Below are 16958 nucleotides of genomic sequence, written 5' to 3' on the forward strand. Positions count from 1 at the left end.
TCGAAACTGTCTCTGGCGAAAATGCTGCACCTGCGATATTCGCAGGTGAGCTTGCCGGAGATCAAACATGTACGTTGCCACCCTGTTGACCAACCCCAACGCGCCGACGCTGGAGTTGTCCCTGGTCGAGTCATTGCGGAATGCATGGGGAGGCGGCGAGATCGTTTGGCTTAGCCCAGATGAAGCAGCGGAATTCACCCTATTCGAAATGCCGGGGAACCGCTGGGAAGTCTGGGCGGACCTGCAACAAATGGGCGTCGATCTGGTGGTCCAACCGGCAGAAGGACGTCGCAAAAGGATGCTGTTGGCCGATATGGACAGCACCATGATCCAACAGGAATGTATCGACGAACTGGCGGATGAAGCCGGCGTAGGCGATCGCGTCAAGGATATCACCGCACGCGCCATGAATGGTGAGTTGGATTTCGAAGGCGCGCTGACCGAACGGGTTGGTCTGTTGAAAGGTCTTGATGAAGCAGTGATCGGCAAGGTTCTGAACGAGCGCATCACATTGATGCCGGGCGGCAAGGACCTGGTTGGTACGATGCGTCACAACAAAAGCTATGCCGCGTTGGTTTCAGGTGGGTTCACCGCGTTCACGGCTAGGGTGGCCGAAGTGCTGGGCTTCGACGAAAACCGTGCCAATACACTGTTGGCCCAAGATGGAAAGCTGACAGGCGATGTGCTGCGGCCCATTTTGGGGCGCCAGGCCAAGGTTGATGCGCTGGAACAAATCACCAACCGTTTGGGCTTGCGCGAAGACGAAGTCATTGCCGTTGGCGACGGGGCAAACGATCTGGGGATGCTACACAGGGCGGGAACGGGCGTTGCACTTCATGCCAAACCCACTGTTGCCGAGCAATGCGAGGTTCGGGTCAACCATGGTGACCTGACGGCATTGCTGTACGTTCAGGGCTACAACCGGTCGGAATTTGTGACTGGCTAAAGGTCTTTCCATTATTTAACTCATGTGTTAAATAATGGTTATGAACACTCTGATTAACGCTTTTTCCGCTTTGTCCGATTCCACTCGGTTCTCGATTGTTGAGCAACTGATGCAGGACGGAGAGCTGCCCGCTGGCGACCTCGTCGAAGGGCGCGGAATGTCGGGTGCTGCAATCTCGCGCCACCTGAAAGTGCTGCGCGAGGCCGGGCTGGTGCAACAGCGTGTCCAAGGCACCCAGAGGATGTATTCCATCCAACCTGACGGGCTGCGGGCAATCGCCGAATGGACCATCTCAAAACGTCAATTCTGGGAAAACAGCCTCGATCGCTTGGGCGACCTCATTGAAAGGGAAAACTCATGGCCGACCTGAAACTGGAACGTGAGTTCCCGACCACCCCGGAAAACCTGTTTGCCTGGGTCAGCGATGGCGCAAAGCTGTTGCAGTGGTGGGGGCCGGAAGGGGTCCATGTACCCGAACATGACCTGAACCTCTCACGCACTGGTCCCTGGTATTCTGTGATGAAGAACGCGGAAGGTCAGACATTTAAAGTCTCGGGCCACGTAACCCATGTTGATCCGCCCAATTCGGTTGGGTTCACCTGGGCCTGGCATGACGATCAGGACCGGCGCGGGCCGGAAAGTCACGTGACGTTTTCGGTTGTTGCGACCGAAAACGGGGCGCGGCTAGTGCTGGATCACCGCGAACTGGCAGATGCCGAGGCCGCAGCAAACCACAACATGGGCTGGACATCGTCGCTGGCCAAGCTTGAGGCGCAGTTTGGATAAGTTTTCATTAGGGAGGAAATAAGATGCCACAATATTTGTTTGTCTATCACGGCGGAACCACACCAACCGACCCTGCCGAAGTTGAAGCAACTATGGCCGCCTGGGGCGCATGGTTTCAAGGCATGGGTGAGGCGCTGGACATTCCCGGCAACCCGGTTGGTCAATCCTATACGGTCAGCAACGGAAGCGTCGTCGACAATGGCGGCGCAAACCCGGCATCCGGTTTTACGGTCGTAAAGGCCGATAGCATTGATGCCGCGACCGAAATGGCCAAAGGGTGTCCGATGGTAGTCAACGGCTCAGGCTCGGTCGAAGTGGCCGAGGTGCATGAAATCGAAATGTAACCTTAGCCGGGAAACCCCGGCGCAGGTCTGATTACGCCGCATTCCAGCCCGCGACGGCTGTATTGCGTGGCGTTCATGAATTTGCGGGTGGCCGGGTGATCGGCCTCCAGCACACCAAGGCTGACCAGAATCGCGGCAATTGCGCATTCGCTGGCGCGGGTTGTGCCATCGGTGATCTTTAGCGCGACGCCCATTCGCTTTTCTGGAATGATGGCGATGAACACCGCCTCGGCCCCGGTTTTGATTGCGGCGCGGCCGTCCATGGCGCGCATTAACTCGGTGCAGGCGCGGCTTTCGCCCGCCACCAGTTCCGGGTGCTTGATCATTGCAGCCGTCAGTTGCTGTGCCGCGTCGCTGGTGCGGTCCGACCGATCTGCGGCCGAGGCGAACCACGCCATTGATCGTGCCAGCCCTACCAGCGAAGTGGCAAAATTCGGAGCCGAACATCCATCGATTCCATAAGCCGGGCTGGCTTCCCCTGTCGTCTCTTCAAGCGCGGTCAGGCAAGCCTGTTGTACTGGGTGGTCGATTTCAAGGTATTCCGGACCGGCACCCATGTGCTGCGCGACCGTCAGAAACCCGCAATGCTTACCCGAGCAATTGTTGTGGATCTGGCAAGGTGTGTCATCGGCCAGAATCAACCCGTCACGCGCGGCCATGTCCTGCGGTTCCTGCGGGCCGCAGCGCAGATCATGCTCGGTCAAGCCCAGGTGATCCAGCCAGGCTGAAACCCGGTCGGTATGGATATGCGCACCACTATGCGAGGCGCAGGCGAGCGCCAGATGTTCGGTGTTCAGGCCAAATTTGGCGGCTGCGCCTGACGTGATCAGCGGCAGGCCCTGGATCATTTTCGCGGACGATCGGGGATAGATTATCGCATCCGGATTACCCCAACTGCGAACGATCTGGCCGCTGTCGTCGCAAATCACCGCGTGGCCCAGATGCAGGCTTTCCAGCAGAGGCCCGCGCCACAGTTCTGTCATTGGTACCGGCTGCGTCATCTGGCCCCTCCATTATATGCGCAAAATTCTGCCAATCGCCCTTTCGCCTGTGGCGAAACCTGCGTTAGTGTGTGTATGTCGACAATCATCGGAATACGCAACTTACAGACGAACCGACAGAGTTCGAATGCGGTCTCGATGGGTATGAGGTATTAGGTCGAGCTAGGAGGCTGGACAGATGGGATCAAAACTCGTCAGCGCAATTGCGGGTCTGTGCGTGGCAGGAATGGCCACAACGGCAATCGCGCAGCAGGCGTCAAGCACCAACCGCGTGGCAGCAAAGACGGATTGGAGCGTCTTCGTCGAAGACGACCCCACCGAATGCTGGAGCGTTTCGGCCCCCAAGGAAACCGTCAATACACGTGGTGGACGTGTGGTTTCGGTGCGCCGCAGCGATATCCTGTTGTTCGTGTTCTACCGGCCCAATGCGGAAGTTAAGGGTCAGGTGACCTTTACCGGTGGTTATCCTTTTGCGGCAGGATCGACCGTTACTCTCGAAATCGACGGAAGCGAGTTCGCCCTGATCACCGAAGGCGAATGGGCCTGGCCGGCAACCGAAGGAGAAGACCTGAAGGTCGTCGCAGCCATGAAGCGCGGCACCGAGGCCGTTCTGACCGCGCGGTCTGAGCGTGGAACCCAGACTAAAGACACGTTCTCGCTGTTGGGTTTTACCGCTGCGATCGAAGATGCCGAAAAACGCTGTACCAATTAAGAAACCAAACACCTGTACGCAGCCCCGTCTCTTGGCGGGGCTTTTTCGTGCAAAATCGTGTGTGTGCATCTGATCTTGACGCGACGTCCGTCACCCAAATTGATCCGCATCAAGGCAAGCGACCCGTTCTTCTGAACTAATCGGTTCAGGTTCAAGAAAGGAGCGTACTCATGCTGAACAAATCTCTGGCCGCCGTGTTGATGATCGCCGCTGTGTTTCTGAGTGCATGTGAAAAAAGCAACGAAACATATCCGGTGTCCGGCGAGCAATGCGGCCCGAAAGACCCTGTGCAAACTTTGGACGCCGATGATTGCGATATCCTGCCTGCGGGTGTCTGACACATTCAATTGATGGAAATCCCCGTAACCGACATGCGGGTGGTTCGGTCGCATCGGCTTGGCCTTTGCGACCGACTTGCGATTGGGCCACCAGTGCAACGCGTGCTACAGTTTCCAAATGCAAGAGATCACATATGGAAACGGATAATGCGTTACATCTTGATAACAGTGCTTTTCTCATCCGCTGCAATGGCGGACCCCAGTCTGGAGTGCTCAGACGCAGGATCTCAGGTTGAAATCGGGTCTTGCGTTGGAAAAATGGAGGAACGTGTAAACATGGCGCTGGACGCAAGCTACGGCTTCGCCATGCAGTCCGCAGCCGAGTTGGATGAGGTCACAGGCCGCGTGGTTGCACAACCGGCACTTGAGACAGCGCAAGAGGCGTGGAACAGATATCGCGATGCGCAATGTGAAGCAGCGGGCGCCTCATACGGTGGGGGTTCTGGTACCGGTATTGCGATTTCATCCTGTCGCGTCGATCTGGGGCGGGCCCGCGTGGACGAATTGCTGCGTATGGCAAATTAAACGATACGAATTCTTTTGATCTTTGCGTTTGATCCTATATAGAGGCGCATCCCAAGCCAGAATCCGTTGAGATAGCCAAATGTCGCCCAAAGCGCCGATCACTCAAGACGTCATGACCATCCCCCGCAAACTGCCCGAGGGGAAGATCAACCTTGTCGGGTTGACCCGTGATCAGTTGCGCGATGCTCTGATCGAACAGGGCACGCCGGAGAAGCAAGCCAAGATGCGGACCGGACAGATCTGGCAATGGATCTATCAATGGGGCGTGCGCGACTTTGCTGAGATGACCAATCTGGCGAAAGCCTATCGCGCGCAATTGGCTGAGCATTTCACCATCGAAATCCCCGAGGTAGTGACCCGGCAGGTGTCTGAGGACGGCACCCGCAAATACCTTTGCCGCATCGCTGGCGGCCATGAGGTCGAGGTTGTGTATATCCCCGAGGAAGATCGCGGGACACTGTGCATCTCATCTCAGGTGGGATGTACCCTGACATGTTCCTTCTGCCACACCGGCACGCAAAAACTGGTGCGCAACCTGACCGCTGCCGAGATCGTCGGTCAGGTCATGATGGCCCGCGATGATCTGGAAGAATGGCCGGTTCCCGGCGCGCCTAAGGATGAAACCCGCCTGCTGTCGAACATCGTTCTGATGGGTATGGGTGAGCCGCTGTATAACTTCGAAAACGTCCGTGATGCGATGAAGATTGCGATGGATCCCGAAGGGATTTCCCTGTCGCGCCGTCGGATCACCCTGTCGACGTCAGGTGTAGTGCCAGAAATTGCACGTACGGCCGAGGAAATCGGTTGCCTGCTGGCGATCTCGTTCCACGCGACCACGAATGAAACCCGCGACGTTCTGGTGCCCATCAACAAGCGTTGGAACATTGAGGAGCTACTGCAGGCACTGGCCAGCTATCCCAAAGCGTCGAACTCTGAACGTATCACCTTTGAATACGTGATGCTGGATGGTGTGAATGACAGCGACGAAGATGCGCATCGCCTGATCGACCACATCAAGCGCCACAATATTCCTGCCAAGATCAACCTGATCCCGTTCAACGAATGGCCCGGCGCGCCCTACAAGCGCAGTTCAAACAATCGCATTCGGGCCTTTGCGAATATCATTTATCAGGCGGGCTATGCCTCTCCCATTCGCAAAACACGGGGCGAGGATATTATGGCGGCTTGTGGTCAATTGAAATCGGCCACGGAACGGGCGCGCAAGTCGCGAAAACAGATCGCAGCCGAAGCGGGATTGCAGAGCTGACGCGATCAGCTTTCGCACGCGGCGCGCCAGGAAATTAATTTTCTGGCCGCTGTTATTTGTATGCACAATTTGATATGTTTTAAGGGCTGAAACCGGGTGCCTCTGCCTCACGCTTGCGCACAAAGCAGTGAGGGTCGCCTTCCGGTTGTGGCGCGTTTGTTCACGGCCGCTATCATTTTTAACGTAACTCGCGGCGTTCAGGCGAACCTTTTGAATCAGGTGGGCCAATTAAATGTTTTTACGATTTAGACGACTGTTTCCAACATCCCTTACGGCTTTGTTTTTGTTGGGTCTTGCTGTGCAAGGCGCCAGTGCGCAATCCGGTGGAGAGGATGCTCACATTGCCATTGAAAACCCTGCCGAACTGTCCAAGGAAGAGGCGTTCAGCATCTACAAGTCCCTGCAGCGTCGGATGGAACGTGGTTATGCCGCCGCGCAGCTGGATCTGCTGATGAACTATCAGGCTTGGCCACTATTCAATGATGCGCCTTACATCTCTGCAACTCATGGTCAGCGTTATGTAAACAGCTATGCCAACCGCATGGCGCACAATTATAGCACACTGGCCGAAGGGGAAAAGTTGCCGATGGGGTCGGTACTGGCCAAAGACAGCGTTACGGTCACGGATGAAGGTAATGTCCACCCCGGCGCGCTGTTCGTGATGGAAAAACTGGCCGAAGGCGCCAGTCCGGAAACGGCGGACTGGCGCTATATTATGGTGATGCCGGACGGGTCATTGTTTGGTGACACGATGGGTGCACGTTCGGACGCTGTCGGCTACTGCCATGAGTGCCACGAAGCGGTGGCCGACCGGGATTACACTTTCTTCGTTCCAGACGAATATGTTGTCGGCAACTAGGCGCGATTCACTTGTGACCGAAGCGTGCGGTGCCAATCACCTCGATTAATGTCTGGCGCACTGGTTCCGGTTGCGATTCCACCGCATTCAGAACCTCGCGTAACTCGGCCCGCAGGCCGTGCATCTGGTCGATCAGTGAGATCATCATCGACAGCGCATCAGGCTCCATCTCGTATTGCTCGTGCAACTCGCACGCCAGTTCCAAACGCGCCACGTCGAGGGTGTGATAGACAAGCCCGTCTTTGGTTTGTTCCGGGATGACGATCTCAGCTGCCAAATATTCTGTGAGGCGGGATGAGGTCAGGCGGGTGACAGTCGCGATCAGTTGCTCTTCGGTCAGGGTGCGGGTCATGACGGCATTCCTTTCCGCGGATCATAGCTGTGGCTTTCGCGCCAACTCTCCATGAATTGCTTCAACTCGTCATCAATCTGATCGGGCATGGATACAGTTAGTTCGATCAACTGATCGCCGCGATCGGACGAGCCGCGCTTCTTTACCCCCTTGCCGCGAAGGCGCAACGTCCTACCGCTGCTGGTGCCTGCGGGGACACTGACATTGACGCCGCCATCAATAGTGGGGGCGGGTACCTTGCCGCCCAGAATGGCCTCATCAATTGTGATAGGCAGAGTGATATGAATGTCATCCCCCTGACGATCAAAGACCGGGTGTTTCGCCACTGATACAGTGACCAAAGCATCGCCGGGCGGGCCTTCGCCAAAACCCGGATCGCCTTTGCCGCGCAGGCGGATGGTTTGTCCATTGGTGATGCCCGCAGGAATCTTTACTTCGATCCGGTCACCATCTGGCAGCGTCAGCTTTTGGCTGGCGCCAAACACCGCGTCCAGAAAACTGATCTGCAGATTGTAAGCGCGATTGTGGCCCGGCGCGTGAAATTCGTGCGTGCGCTGCTGGTATCCTCCGCGGCCCCGCATGAATTCGGCAAAGATGTCTGACATGTCATCCGGGTCTGCTGCGCGCCCACGATAAGGGTTCCCGGCGGCCTCGGCATATTCGCGATAATACTGCTGCTGGGGACGTTCCTGACCCGAGGCATCAATCTCGCCACTATCGTATCGCGCGCGTGTGTCCGGATCTTTCAGCAGGTCATAGGCCGAAGCGGCGGCCTTGAACTTTGCCTCAGCCTCGTCATCCCCGGGTTTCAGGTCCGGGTGGCACTCTTTGGCGATGCGCCGATAAGCCTTCTTGATTTCGGCGGCGCTGGCGTCTTTGGCAACACCAAGAACGGTATAGGGATCGTCGCTCATCACATCTCTCGTCGATGGGGGTGGGTCTGATCTTTATGAATGTGTTTTATCATGCGATTTCAATGACCCAAAAGGAAGTGGCTTTTGAAACCGCTCGCAAATTCCTTCGGGTCTGTTAACATCTGCATGTTTCTAACTGATCATTCACGGAGAACCCCATGACGCGCAGAATCAAATCCGCACTGGCCCTGTTGGCCGGGAATGCCATCGGGTTGTTGCTTGCGACGCTGTTGTTGTCGGGGTTTGCGATCAAACCAATTTCATTCATCGTCGTGGTGATCGTGTTCACCCTTGTGCAGGTGGTGGCCGAGCCGCTGATCCTGAAACTGGGTGAGAAAAAAGCCCCCGCGATCAAAGGTGGGATTGCTTTAATCGTAACGTTTGTCGGTCTGTTGGTGACGGATTTGATTACGGCAGGGCTGACAGTTGGCGGCGTTGCCAACCTGTTAGCGGCGACCCTGCTCGTTTGGCTGGGCGCGCTGATCGCCAGCGTTCTGCTGCCGATCTACGTGTTCACCGAATTGCGCGAGCCAAAGAAGTAATCACAGCGCGTTCAGGCTGCTCTCAATCGCCTGCCACAATTCCTCTACGGGTTCGCAACCTACCGACAGGCGGATGAACGCAGGGTCGACATCGTCGCCCCAGCGCGCGCGCCGCTCGGCTGAACTGTGGACACCGCCGAACGATGTGGCAGGCCGCAACAGCGGGCAGGTGTTGATGAAAGCTTCGGCCTTTTCCTCAGTCTCCAACGTGATGGACAACAGGAACCCGAACCGCGACGTTTGTGCCTTAGCCAAAGCATGTGAGGGGTCGCCGGACAGGCCGGGGTAGCGAATTTCTTTGATGGCATTGTGCCGTGCCAACCGCTCGGCCAACACCTGCGCGGATGAACACATCCGGTCGAACCGTACGTCCAGTGTTTCCATCCCGCGGTGCAGCAACCACGCCTCATGTGGGCCGGGAATCGCACCCGAGATGCGCCGCCATTCCTCAACCCGCTCCATAACTTCAGTGTTTCGACTGGCGACGTGCCCCATCAGCAGGTCGGAATGCCCGCCCATGGCCTTGGTGTCCGAAGCGACCACCACGTCGATCCCCAAATCCAGCGGGCGTTGGCCCAACGGGGTCATGGTCGTGTTGTCGGCAATGGTGATCCCTCCGGCCGCACGTACGGCAGAGGCGATGGCGGGCAGGTCCATCATGTCCAACCCGGGGTTCGAAGGGCTTTCCAGAAAGACCACATCGAAGTTGTCAAACCCGCCGTCAGCGAATTCTGTCGTTGGGCGTTCAGTGACCGAAACGCCCAGATTGGACAGAAAGCGGTCGGCCAACAGCCGCGTGACGTAGTACCCGTCCGAGGGGATCAGGATACGCGATCCGGCCTTGATCGTTGCGAATAACGCGGCCGAAATCGCCGCCATACCGGACGGAAAGGTCAGACAGGGCGCGGCTTCCAGATGGGACAGGACATGTTCCAGATGCTCCCATGTCGGGTTATCCACGCGGCCATATGTTGGCAGGCCATCCGGTGCGCTGGGCAGGTGGTACATGCTGCTTTGCGTCAGAGGCAGCGCTACAGGATCACCCTTGTCCAACGCATTGCCACGCAGATGCAGCATCTCTCCGGTCTTGGGGGTCTTCATGGTCTAGCGTCCCGGAATTTCGTCACGGGGTGGGGCGGGCTCCCAGTTTTCAATGATTTCGACCGCCTCTTGCGCGGTGTCGACAAAGCGGAACAGGTCCAGATCCTCCTCCGAGATGGTGCCTGCGTCAGCCAGAGCCTCCCAATTAATGACCTTTTCCCAGAATTCGCGGCCGAACAGCAAAAAAGGCACACGCTCCATCCGGCCGGTTTGAATCAGGGTCAGGGATTCGAACAGCTCGTCCATAGTGCCGAACCCGCCGGGGAAGATGGTGATGGCGCGGGCACGCATCAGGAAATGCATCTTGCGGATGGCGAAGTAGTGGAAGTTGAAGCTGAGGTCAGGCGTCACATACAGGTTCGGTGCCTGCTCGTGCGGTAGCACGATGTTCAGGCCGATGGAGCAGCCGCCAGCATCCTGTGCGCCACGATTTCCTGCCTCCATCACCCCGGGCCCGCCGCCTGTTACGATCACGTTCTCGCGGCAGCCGGTTTCATTGGACTTCTCGGTCATCAGCCGGGCAAATTCCCGCGCCTCGTCGTAATACTCAGACAAGTCCGCAAGAGTCTGAGTACGCGCAGTGTGTTTCTGCGAAGGTTCAGGGATACGCGCGCCACCGAACATGACGATGGTCGAGGTGATCTCACGCTCGGTCATGATCATCTCAGGCTTCAGCAATTCCAGCTGCAGGCGCACGGGGCGCAGCTCATCCCGGCACAGGAAATCATCGTCCGCAAAGGCAAGGCGATAAGCGGGTGAACGCGTCTGCGGCGTGTCCGGCACCTCCCTCGCGGTCGAGCGATCGGTCTGCGCGTCGCGGAAAGGGCTGAGGCGGTCTTCTCTCATTGGTGATAGTTCCCTGCTTGCGTGTTCCTAAAACAGCTATAGGGTTCGCGGGCAGAGTGCCAGTCACGGAAGAACAAGAATGAATTGGAAGAGTGAAATTTCAGCCGCAGCCAACCGGATCGATGGCTATGCGCAGGTGACACCGGTGATTGAAAGCCGGGTACCTGGGTTGGATCATCCGGTCGAAATGAAGCTCGAGCATATGCAGCACACGGGCAGCTTCAAGGTACGCGGGGCGTTTAACACGCTGCTCAGTATGGATGTGCCAACGGCTGGCGTTGTGGCCGCTTCAGGCGGCAATCATGGCGCGGCGGCAGCGTATGCGGCGCAAACGCTGGGCTATCCGGCCAAGATTTTCGTGCCGGACCTTGCCGGACCTTCAAAAATTGCCCTGATCGAACAGACAGGTGCAGATTTGACAGTGGTAAAGGGCGAATATGCCAACGCCCTGAGTGAGGCCAAGGCGCATGAGTCCACCACCGGTGCGATGCAAATCCACGCCTATGATGCACCCGCAACGGTGGCCGGACAGGGGACGTGCTTTGCGGAATGGGAGGCGCAGGGACTACAGGCCGACACCGTACTGATTGCCGTGGGAGGCGGCGGCCTGATCGCCGGGGCCTTGGGTTGGTTTGACGGTGCGCGCAAGGTCGTGGCGGTAGAGCCGGAAACCTCCTGCGCGCTGAATGCTGCGCTGCGGGCAGGTGAGCCGGTGGATGTTTCTGTATCCGGGATTGCCGCCAATGCGCTGGGCGCGCGTCGGATCGGAGGGATTTGTTTCGATCTTGCGAAGGGAATGACGTCTGTTCTTGTGTCAGACGCTGCGATTGCCAGTGCGCAAAAGTTGCTTTGGCAAACCCATCGCATATTGGTCGAACCGGCCGGGGCGACTGCGTTGGCGGCCTTGACCTCGGGTGCATATAAGCCTGAACCGGACGAACGCGTGGCTGTTCTGATTTGTGGTGGAAATATAGCCCCGGACCCGTTGATGGAGTAAATTATCGCCTTGTGGAAGGTGGTTAGTGATTTTATAGATAATCTATGACCACGACGATCGCTGACACAATCTACCAAAACCTGAGCCAAAAGATTATCACTGGCGAACTGCAGGCCGGTGAAAAACTGCGTCAGGATCACATCGCGCGGGCCTTTGAAACCAGCCATGTTCCGGTGCGCGAGGCTTTGCTGCGCTTGCAAGCGCACGGGTTGGCCCAAAGTGAGCCGCGCCGCGGTATGCGTGTTTCGGCGCTGGACCCGGCAGAAGTGCGCGAAGTGGTCGAAATGCGCGTCGCGCTGGAATCGCTGGCATTGCAGCATTCTGTACAGAACATGACGCCCGCTGCGCTCAAAGTGGCGGATGACGCCCGGGTCGCCTGTGATGCCGCGCAAACAATGCCCGAGTGGGAGGCCTGCAATCGCGCTTTTCACCGTTCGATCCTGACGCCCTGTGGTTTGCCTCGTCTGCTGCATGCGATCGACGACCTGCATATTGCCGGCGCGCGTCACCTGTTTGCCCACTGGCGTCCCAAGTGGGTGCATCGGGCTGATAATGATCACGCGGCGATCGTTCAGGCGCTCAAGCGCAAGGACGCATCCACGGCAACAGCCATTCTGACACGTCATATCCGTCGCGCAAGCTGAACTCAGGCAAACCAAGCCGCAAATCATACCTTCTGCGTCGCATTGCACCACGAGGTGCAGTTGCGTATAGGCCAAACAAACGTGAACAGATTCTGCAGGGAGCCCTCCGATGTCCAACGCGCAACTGGAAACCGCTATCGAAGCCGCCTGGGAGGCGCGCGACACCATCACGCCCGCCACCACCGGCGAACAACGTGAAGCGATCGAAGACACGCTGAACGCGCTGGACAGCGGCTCGTTGCGGGTTGCTGAAAAGCTGGAGAGCGGTGATTGGCATGTGAACCAGTGGGCCAAGAAGGCTGTTCTGCTGGGCTTCCGCATCAAGGATATGGAAATCCAGACCGGTGGCCCGCAGGAAGGCGGCTGGTGGGACAAGGTGGACAGCAAGTTCGCCGGTTGGGGTAAAAACCAGTGGCGCGCCGCCGGTTTCCGCGCGGTTCCGAACTGTGTCGTCCGTAAATCGGCCTATGTCGCACCGGGCGTGGTTCTGATGCCGTCCTTCGTAAACCTCGGCGCATATGTCGACGAAGGCACCATGGTCGATACCTGGGCCACCGTTGGCTCCTGCGCGCAGATCGGAAAAAACGTGCACCTGTCGGGTGGCGTCGGTATCGGTGGTGTTCTGGAACCAATGCAGGCTGGCCCGACCATCATCGAAGACAACTGCTTTATCGGCGCACGCTCGGAAGTGGTCGAAGGCTGTATCGTCCGCGAAGGTTCGGTTCTGGGGATGGGTGTCTTCATCGGCAAGTCGACCAAGATCGTCGATCGCGAAACCGGTGAAGTTATGTATGGCGAAGTACCGCCCTATTCGGTGGTTGTCGCGGGTTCGATGCCGTCGAAGAACAACGTCAGCCTGTACTGCGCCGTGATCGTGAAGCGCGTCGATGAGAAAACGCGTTCGAAAACCGGGATCAACGAATTGCTGCGCGACTAAAGTAAGCGCAGATTTGAAACGGGGCTGTAGCGTATACCGCTGCAGCCCTTTTTTGTTTAGCCTTTGACCGGATAGCGATCAGGCTCCTCAAACACGTCGATCACCCGCGAACCCGCCTTGATTTTTCCGCCATGTTCGACACCAGACGGGATCGAGTAACTGTCGCCGGGGCGATAGGTCCTGGTTTCTCCGCCAATAGTTAGTTCAATCTCGCCTTCAACCACCGTGCCCCATTGCGCTTTGTGCGAATGCGGCGGCAGTTCGAAATCCTGCAGGAAGGTGAAGAACGCCACCAAACCCGCATCTGATCGGATGACCGCGGTTTGAACGACGTCCTCGGGGAATGGCACGTCGAGGCTTGGGAAATCTGTGATGAAATCAGGATAGGTCATAGAAACGTCCTTTGGTGTGTTGGCGATAAAAAGCTACGCCACTATGGCCATCCATTCATCGCCTTGCAATTGGCTGGCTGCTTGACCACGGACAGGTGCGCGGCTATGGCCCCCTGCATGGAAAAGCAAAAGAAACCGTCCCGTCAGCAAGTCTATACATTGCTCGTTCAGATTGGCCGCAAAGAGGGCGACGGTCTGCCCGAAGGTGCGACCGGGGCGGCGCTTATGTGTTTTGCCAGCGGTGTGGACGAGGCCGAGGCCGTGCGCGAGACAGTGGCGATTTTGAAACAAGCTGACACTGCGCCTCTGGATGTCACTGGATACGGAACCCTGGCCGAGCGTGAAGCGCAAGGTCATGATATCGACCCTGACGAACGCGCCCTGATGCAACGGGCGCTGGACGAAAACGCCGTTATCGTGGCGCAAATGACCCCGTTTTTCGGGGATGAGGAGCCGGCTTAGTTCCGCACCCCGAACCACTTGCGGTAGATCTCGTCATAGGTGCCGTCTTCGCGCAGCGCGAGCAGAGCCTGGTTTACGTCCTCGACCAAAGGTGAGCCGGTCGGGAAGGCGATCCCGTAATTCTCGCGCAGGAAAATGCCGCCTGTCATGGATGCGATCCGGCGTCCCTCATGCGCTGCATAGTAAGACAGGATCGGCGCGTCAAAGACGACGGCGTCCAGTTCCTTGTCCTGGAATGCGGCCAGCATATCGTCCAGATTTTCATAACCGGTAAATTCGATCTCGCGCCGGTTCAGGAAATTTGCCGCGGTCGAGTTCGAGATCGTCCCCACCTGTTTGCCGTACAGATCATTGACCGAGTTCACGTTGCCGCTGATGGCATCCACGGTCATGACCGAGGTGATACGCGCGGTGAAGACCGATACGATGAATAGCGAAGACACAACCAGAACCACGCCCAGCAAACGCCCGAACGGCGTGCGTGGCATGCGTTCTTCGAACCCGCCATTGACCACGAGATTCAACGCCCACCAGAAAGACGGGAACCATGCTTCGTTCAGCTTGCGGTCGAAATAGGGCTGGGCACGACGTTCAAACCCCCACATCAGCATCCCGCCGCCAAGCAGGATCGCAAAGGCCAGACCGATGGCGATGAACAGTTCAACAGACAGCAATGCGTGTAGCAGCGATGGTCTTCGCGCCGCATCCGAGGGAACCATGATCTGCAGGCCGGCTTCAAAAATGGGCTGGCTAAAGTCCATCTGCGTTTCTCGCGCGGCCGTGATCGAGATGTTCGCGACCGCCAGATCCGCAGTTCCATCCTGCACGGCACTCAGCATATCGCCGAACGCTTCGACCCTGTCGACGGAGTAGTCCCAATTCAGCGCCTCGGCCAGGGCCTGCAACAGATCCATTGAAAAACCGGTTTGGGCTCCGTCCTCGGCATAGGAAAACGGGGGGCGGGTCACGGTCGTGACCGAAAGCGTCTGCGCCTGGCTTTGCTGTGCAAGAACGGCGAAAGTCAGGCAGACCCATACGAGAAGCGCGCGTGTCATCGTCAATTCACCTGTTTCGCGGGCCTCTAACGCAGATTTGAAAGGCACGGCAAGGTGGCCGCTAGGTAAACCGCCATGTTTTATTGGGGTGTCAATTCGAGAGATGCGCGAAAAAGCGTCCGGATTCCCGTGGTCAGGGGTTGGCAATTGGCCCAATTCGTTGAATCTGTGCACGATCCTGCGCATGAACGAACCAAAAGGGCCCAGAAATGACAGATCCGGTGAAATTGACGGCGGACCTGATCCGTTGCCCATCAGTCACACCTGAGGAAGGCGGCGCGCTTGTGTTGCTGGAGCAGGTATTGTCGGCGGCAGGGTTTGATTGCAACCGTGTGGACCGGGGTGATGTTAGCAATCTATATGCGCGGTGGGGGCCGAAAGCGCATCCGCGCAGCTTTGGATTCAACGGACATACCGATGTTGTCCCGGTCGGAGATGAGGCGGCCTGGACGATGCCCCCGTTCGGTGCAGAAATCCGCGAAGGCGTGATGTACGGGCGCGGGACCACTGACATGAAATCCGGCGTGGCAGCCTTTGCGGCTGCAGCTGTGGACTTTGTGCGCGAAACACCACCGGATGGGGCGATCATTCTTGCGATCACGGGCGACGAAGAGGGTGACGCCGTGGATGGCACAACGGCGCTGCTTGATTACATGTCTGAGGTCGGGGAGCGCATGTCCGCCTGTTTGGTGGGAGAGCCGACCTGTCCGAATACAATGGGCGAGATGATGAAGATCGGGCGGCGCGGATCGATGACCGCATGGTTTACCGTGACCGGGGTACAGGGACATTCGGCTTATCCGCATCGCGCCAAGAACCCTCTGCCTGCCATGGCGCGATTGATGCATCAATTGGCCAGCCACGAACTGGACCAGGGATCGGACCATTTCGATGCCTCAACCCTAGCTGTTGTGAACATTGACACAGGCAACGCAGCAACCAACGTTATCCCCGCGCAATGTACCGGGGCGGTGAACATTCGCTTTAACGATCTGCATTCTGGTGCCAGCCTCAGCGATTGGCTGAAGGCGGAAGCCAAGGCGGCGGCTGACGCCTACGATGTCGAGGTCGACGTCCGCATCAAGATCTCTGGTGAAAGCTTTCTCACTCCGCCGGGTCCTCTGTCTGATCTGGTCGCGAAATCGGTCGAAGCCGAAACCGGTGTTCAGCCCGAAATGTCGACAACGGGTGGTACCTCGGATGCGCGGTTTGTGAAAAACCACTGCCCGGTTGTTGAGTTTGGTCTCGTCGGCCGAACAATGCATCAGGTCGATGAATGCGTCGAGGTGGCGCAGATCGAACAGCTCAAGGCGATCTACACGCGTATCCTTCGGGACTATTTCGTCTGACCCATGCAACGAACATTGGTCATCATGGTGAAAGAACCCCGCCCGGGTCGGGTCAAGACACGGCTGGGGCGCGACATCGGCATGGTTGGTGCTGCATGGTGGTTCCGCCATCAGACACGCGCGCTGATCCGGCGTTTGCGAGACCCACGCTGGCAGATTGTGCTTGCCGTTGCCCCGGATCGCGAAGGTCTGACCAGCCGCATCTGGCCCGTTGACCTGCCTCGCGCGGCTCAAGGGCATGGCGATCTGGGCGATCGTATGGGGCGTATGCTACGCGGGATGCCACATGGGCCTGTTTGTCTGATCGGTGCGGATATTCCCGGGATCACATCGCAGCATGTCGCACGGGCCTTCAAGGAATTGGGGCGGTCGCAATTCGTTTTTGGCCCTGCGCCGGACGGGGGCTATTGGCTGGTAGGTGCCCAACGATACGGGGCGTTGCCGAACAGCTTGTTTCGTAATGTGCGCTGGTCTACCGAAACCGCCCTGGCCGACACTTTGGCCTCGGTTCCGGGGTGTCGTGTCGGATTGCTGGATCATCTGCGCGACGTTGATACGGTGGCCGACCTGAGCCCCTGAGCTTTTTGAT

23 protein-coding genes are annotated in these 16958 nt (G+C 57.8%); 16 read left to right on the forward strand and 7 right to left on the reverse strand.

Annotation, left to right across the window (positions count from 1 at the left end; all coding sequences use genetic code 11):
* The first annotated feature begins 67 nt into the window (after positions 1-67).
* Genes serB through ACR0AK_RS00120 form a run of 4 tightly spaced genes read left to right on the forward strand, consistent with a single transcriptional unit; the run spans position 68 to position 2076 of the window.
* Positions 68-946, forward strand: a complete 879-nt coding sequence (serB, locus tag ACR0AK_RS00105; RefSeq protein WP_480791980.1) for a phosphoserine phosphatase SerB — start codon at positions 68-70, stop codon at positions 944-946.
* Between the two features lie 40 nt (positions 947-986).
* Entirely contained in the window at positions 987-1316 is a 330-nt protein-coding gene (locus tag ACR0AK_RS00110; protein ID WP_170563705.1) for an ArsR/SmtB family transcription factor, read from the forward strand.
* On the forward strand, positions 1304-1732 hold the full coding sequence (locus ACR0AK_RS00115; protein ID WP_170563702.1) for an SRPBCC family protein: 429 nt from the start codon (positions 1304-1306) through the stop codon (positions 1730-1732). The genes ACR0AK_RS00110 and ACR0AK_RS00115 overlap by 13 nt, the downstream gene beginning before the upstream one ends.
* A gap of 23 nt (positions 1733-1755) precedes the next feature.
* Positions 1756-2076, forward strand: coding sequence for a YciI family protein (locus ACR0AK_RS00120; protein ID WP_282120369.1), 321 nt, complete (start codon positions 1756-1758; stop codon positions 2074-2076).
* A gap of 2 nt (positions 2077-2078) precedes the next feature.
* Here the strand turns inward: ACR0AK_RS00120 and ACR0AK_RS00125 are convergent, their stop codons facing one another.
* Positions 2079-3077, reverse strand: a complete 999-nt coding sequence (locus ACR0AK_RS00125; RefSeq protein ID WP_480791981.1) for an asparaginase — start codon at positions 3075-3077, stop codon at positions 2079-2081.
* A 178-nt stretch (positions 3078-3255) separates the two neighbouring features.
* Between ACR0AK_RS00125 and ACR0AK_RS00130 the strand changes: the two genes are divergently transcribed.
* The 5 genes from ACR0AK_RS00130 to ACR0AK_RS00150 all read left to right on the forward strand — a co-directional run bounded on the left by ACR0AK_RS00130 (position 3256) and on the right by ACR0AK_RS00150 (position 6778).
* On the forward strand, positions 3256-3789 hold the full coding sequence (locus tag ACR0AK_RS00130; RefSeq protein ID WP_170563693.1) for an invasion associated locus B family protein: 534 nt from the start codon (positions 3256-3258) through the stop codon (positions 3787-3789).
* Positions 3790-3959: 170 nt separating this feature from the next.
* Positions 3960-4127 (forward strand): hypothetical protein, encoded by a 168-nt coding sequence (locus ACR0AK_RS00135; RefSeq protein ID WP_170563690.1) that lies wholly within the window; start codon positions 3960-3962, stop codon positions 4125-4127.
* A gap of 147 nt (positions 4128-4274) precedes the next feature.
* A complete protein-coding gene (locus tag ACR0AK_RS00140) occupies positions 4275-4652 on the forward strand; it encodes a lysozyme inhibitor LprI family protein (RefSeq protein WP_480791982.1) in 378 nt (125 codons plus the stop codon).
* 79 nt (positions 4653-4731) lie between these two features.
* Positions 4732-5919, forward strand: a complete 1188-nt coding sequence (rlmN, locus tag ACR0AK_RS00145; protein WP_170563684.1) for a dual-specificity RNA methyltransferase RlmN — start codon at positions 4732-4734, stop codon at positions 5917-5919.
* A gap of 232 nt (positions 5920-6151) precedes the next feature.
* A complete protein-coding gene (locus ACR0AK_RS00150; RefSeq protein WP_480791983.1) occupies positions 6152-6778 on the forward strand; it encodes a cytochrome P460 family protein in 627 nt (208 codons plus the stop codon).
* Positions 6779-6785: 7 nt separating this feature from the next.
* On the opposite strand, the gene ACR0AK_RS00155 is transcribed toward ACR0AK_RS00150, so the two are convergent.
* Complete coding sequence (locus ACR0AK_RS00155; RefSeq protein WP_480791984.1) at positions 6786-7130, reverse strand: chaperone modulator CbpM; 345 nt, start codon at positions 7128-7130, stop codon at positions 6786-6788.
* On the reverse strand, positions 7127-8044 hold the full coding sequence (locus ACR0AK_RS00160; protein ID WP_480791985.1) for a DnaJ C-terminal domain-containing protein: 918 nt from the start codon (positions 8042-8044) through the stop codon (positions 7127-7129). The genes ACR0AK_RS00155 and ACR0AK_RS00160 overlap by 4 nt, the downstream gene beginning before the upstream one ends.
* 158 nt (positions 8045-8202) lie before the next feature.
* Between ACR0AK_RS00160 and ACR0AK_RS00165 the strand changes: the two genes are divergently transcribed.
* The gene (locus ACR0AK_RS00165; protein WP_170563672.1) at positions 8203-8586 is read left to right on the forward strand and encodes a hypothetical protein; all 384 of its coding nucleotides are present in this window, start codon (positions 8203-8205) and stop codon (positions 8584-8586) included.
* Here ACR0AK_RS00165 and ACR0AK_RS00170 read toward each other — a convergent pair whose 3' ends face one another.
* Together ACR0AK_RS00170 and ACR0AK_RS00175 are read right to left on the reverse strand one after the other, a co-directional pair.
* Complete coding sequence (locus ACR0AK_RS00170) at positions 8587-9687, reverse strand: cystathionine gamma-lyase (RefSeq protein ID WP_480791986.1); 1101 nt, start codon at positions 9685-9687, stop codon at positions 8587-8589.
* A gap of 3 nt (positions 9688-9690) precedes the next feature.
* The gene (locus ACR0AK_RS00175) at positions 9691-10533 is read right to left on the reverse strand and encodes an LOG family protein (RefSeq protein WP_480791987.1); all 843 of its coding nucleotides are present in this window, start codon (positions 10531-10533) and stop codon (positions 9691-9693) included.
* Positions 10534-10612: 79 nt separating this feature from the next.
* On the opposite strand from ACR0AK_RS00175, the gene ACR0AK_RS00180 reads away from it, so the two are divergent.
* The 3 genes from ACR0AK_RS00180 (at position 10613) to dapD (ending at position 13111) form a co-directional block, all read left to right on the forward strand.
* Positions 10613-11530 (forward strand): threonine/serine dehydratase, encoded by a 918-nt coding sequence (locus ACR0AK_RS00180; RefSeq protein ID WP_480791988.1) that lies wholly within the window; start codon positions 10613-10615, stop codon positions 11528-11530.
* Positions 11531-11574: 44 nt separating this feature from the next.
* Positions 11575-12174 (forward strand): GntR family transcriptional regulator, encoded by a 600-nt coding sequence (locus ACR0AK_RS00185; protein ID WP_480791989.1) that lies wholly within the window; start codon positions 11575-11577, stop codon positions 12172-12174.
* A gap of 109 nt (positions 12175-12283) precedes the next feature.
* The gene (dapD, locus tag ACR0AK_RS00190) at positions 12284-13111 is read left to right on the forward strand and encodes a 2,3,4,5-tetrahydropyridine-2,6-dicarboxylate N-succinyltransferase (RefSeq protein WP_480791990.1); all 828 of its coding nucleotides are present in this window, start codon (positions 12284-12286) and stop codon (positions 13109-13111) included.
* Between the two features lie 56 nt (positions 13112-13167).
* On the opposite strand, the gene ACR0AK_RS00195 is transcribed toward dapD, so the two are convergent.
* A complete protein-coding gene (locus ACR0AK_RS00195) occupies positions 13168-13503 on the reverse strand; it encodes a cupin domain-containing protein (protein WP_170417346.1) in 336 nt (111 codons plus the stop codon).
* 117 nt (positions 13504-13620) lie between these two features.
* Between ACR0AK_RS00195 and ACR0AK_RS00200 the strand changes: the two genes are divergently transcribed.
* Positions 13621-13965 (forward strand): hypothetical protein, encoded by a 345-nt coding sequence (locus ACR0AK_RS00200; protein WP_058272663.1) that lies wholly within the window; start codon positions 13621-13623, stop codon positions 13963-13965.
* Here ACR0AK_RS00200 and ACR0AK_RS00205 read toward each other — a convergent pair.
* The gene (locus ACR0AK_RS00205; protein WP_480791991.1) at positions 13962-15020 is read right to left on the reverse strand and encodes a transporter substrate-binding domain-containing protein; all 1059 of its coding nucleotides are present in this window, start codon (positions 15018-15020) and stop codon (positions 13962-13964) included. The genes ACR0AK_RS00200 and ACR0AK_RS00205 overlap by 4 nt on opposite strands.
* A gap of 209 nt (positions 15021-15229) precedes the next feature.
* Here ACR0AK_RS00205 and dapE point away from each other — a divergent pair, with 209 nt between their 5' ends.
* On the forward strand, positions 15230-16369 hold the full coding sequence (dapE, locus tag ACR0AK_RS00210) for a succinyl-diaminopimelate desuccinylase (RefSeq protein ID WP_480791992.1): 1140 nt from the start codon (positions 15230-15232) through the stop codon (positions 16367-16369).
* Between the two features lie 3 nt (positions 16370-16372).
* Positions 16373-16948, forward strand: coding sequence for a TIGR04282 family arsenosugar biosynthesis glycosyltransferase (locus ACR0AK_RS00215; RefSeq protein WP_480791993.1), 576 nt, complete (start codon positions 16373-16375; stop codon positions 16946-16948).
* Positions 16949-16958 lie beyond the last annotated feature (10 nt).

The sequence above is a fragment of the Ruegeria sp. BI12 genome, from assembly GCF_056537985.1.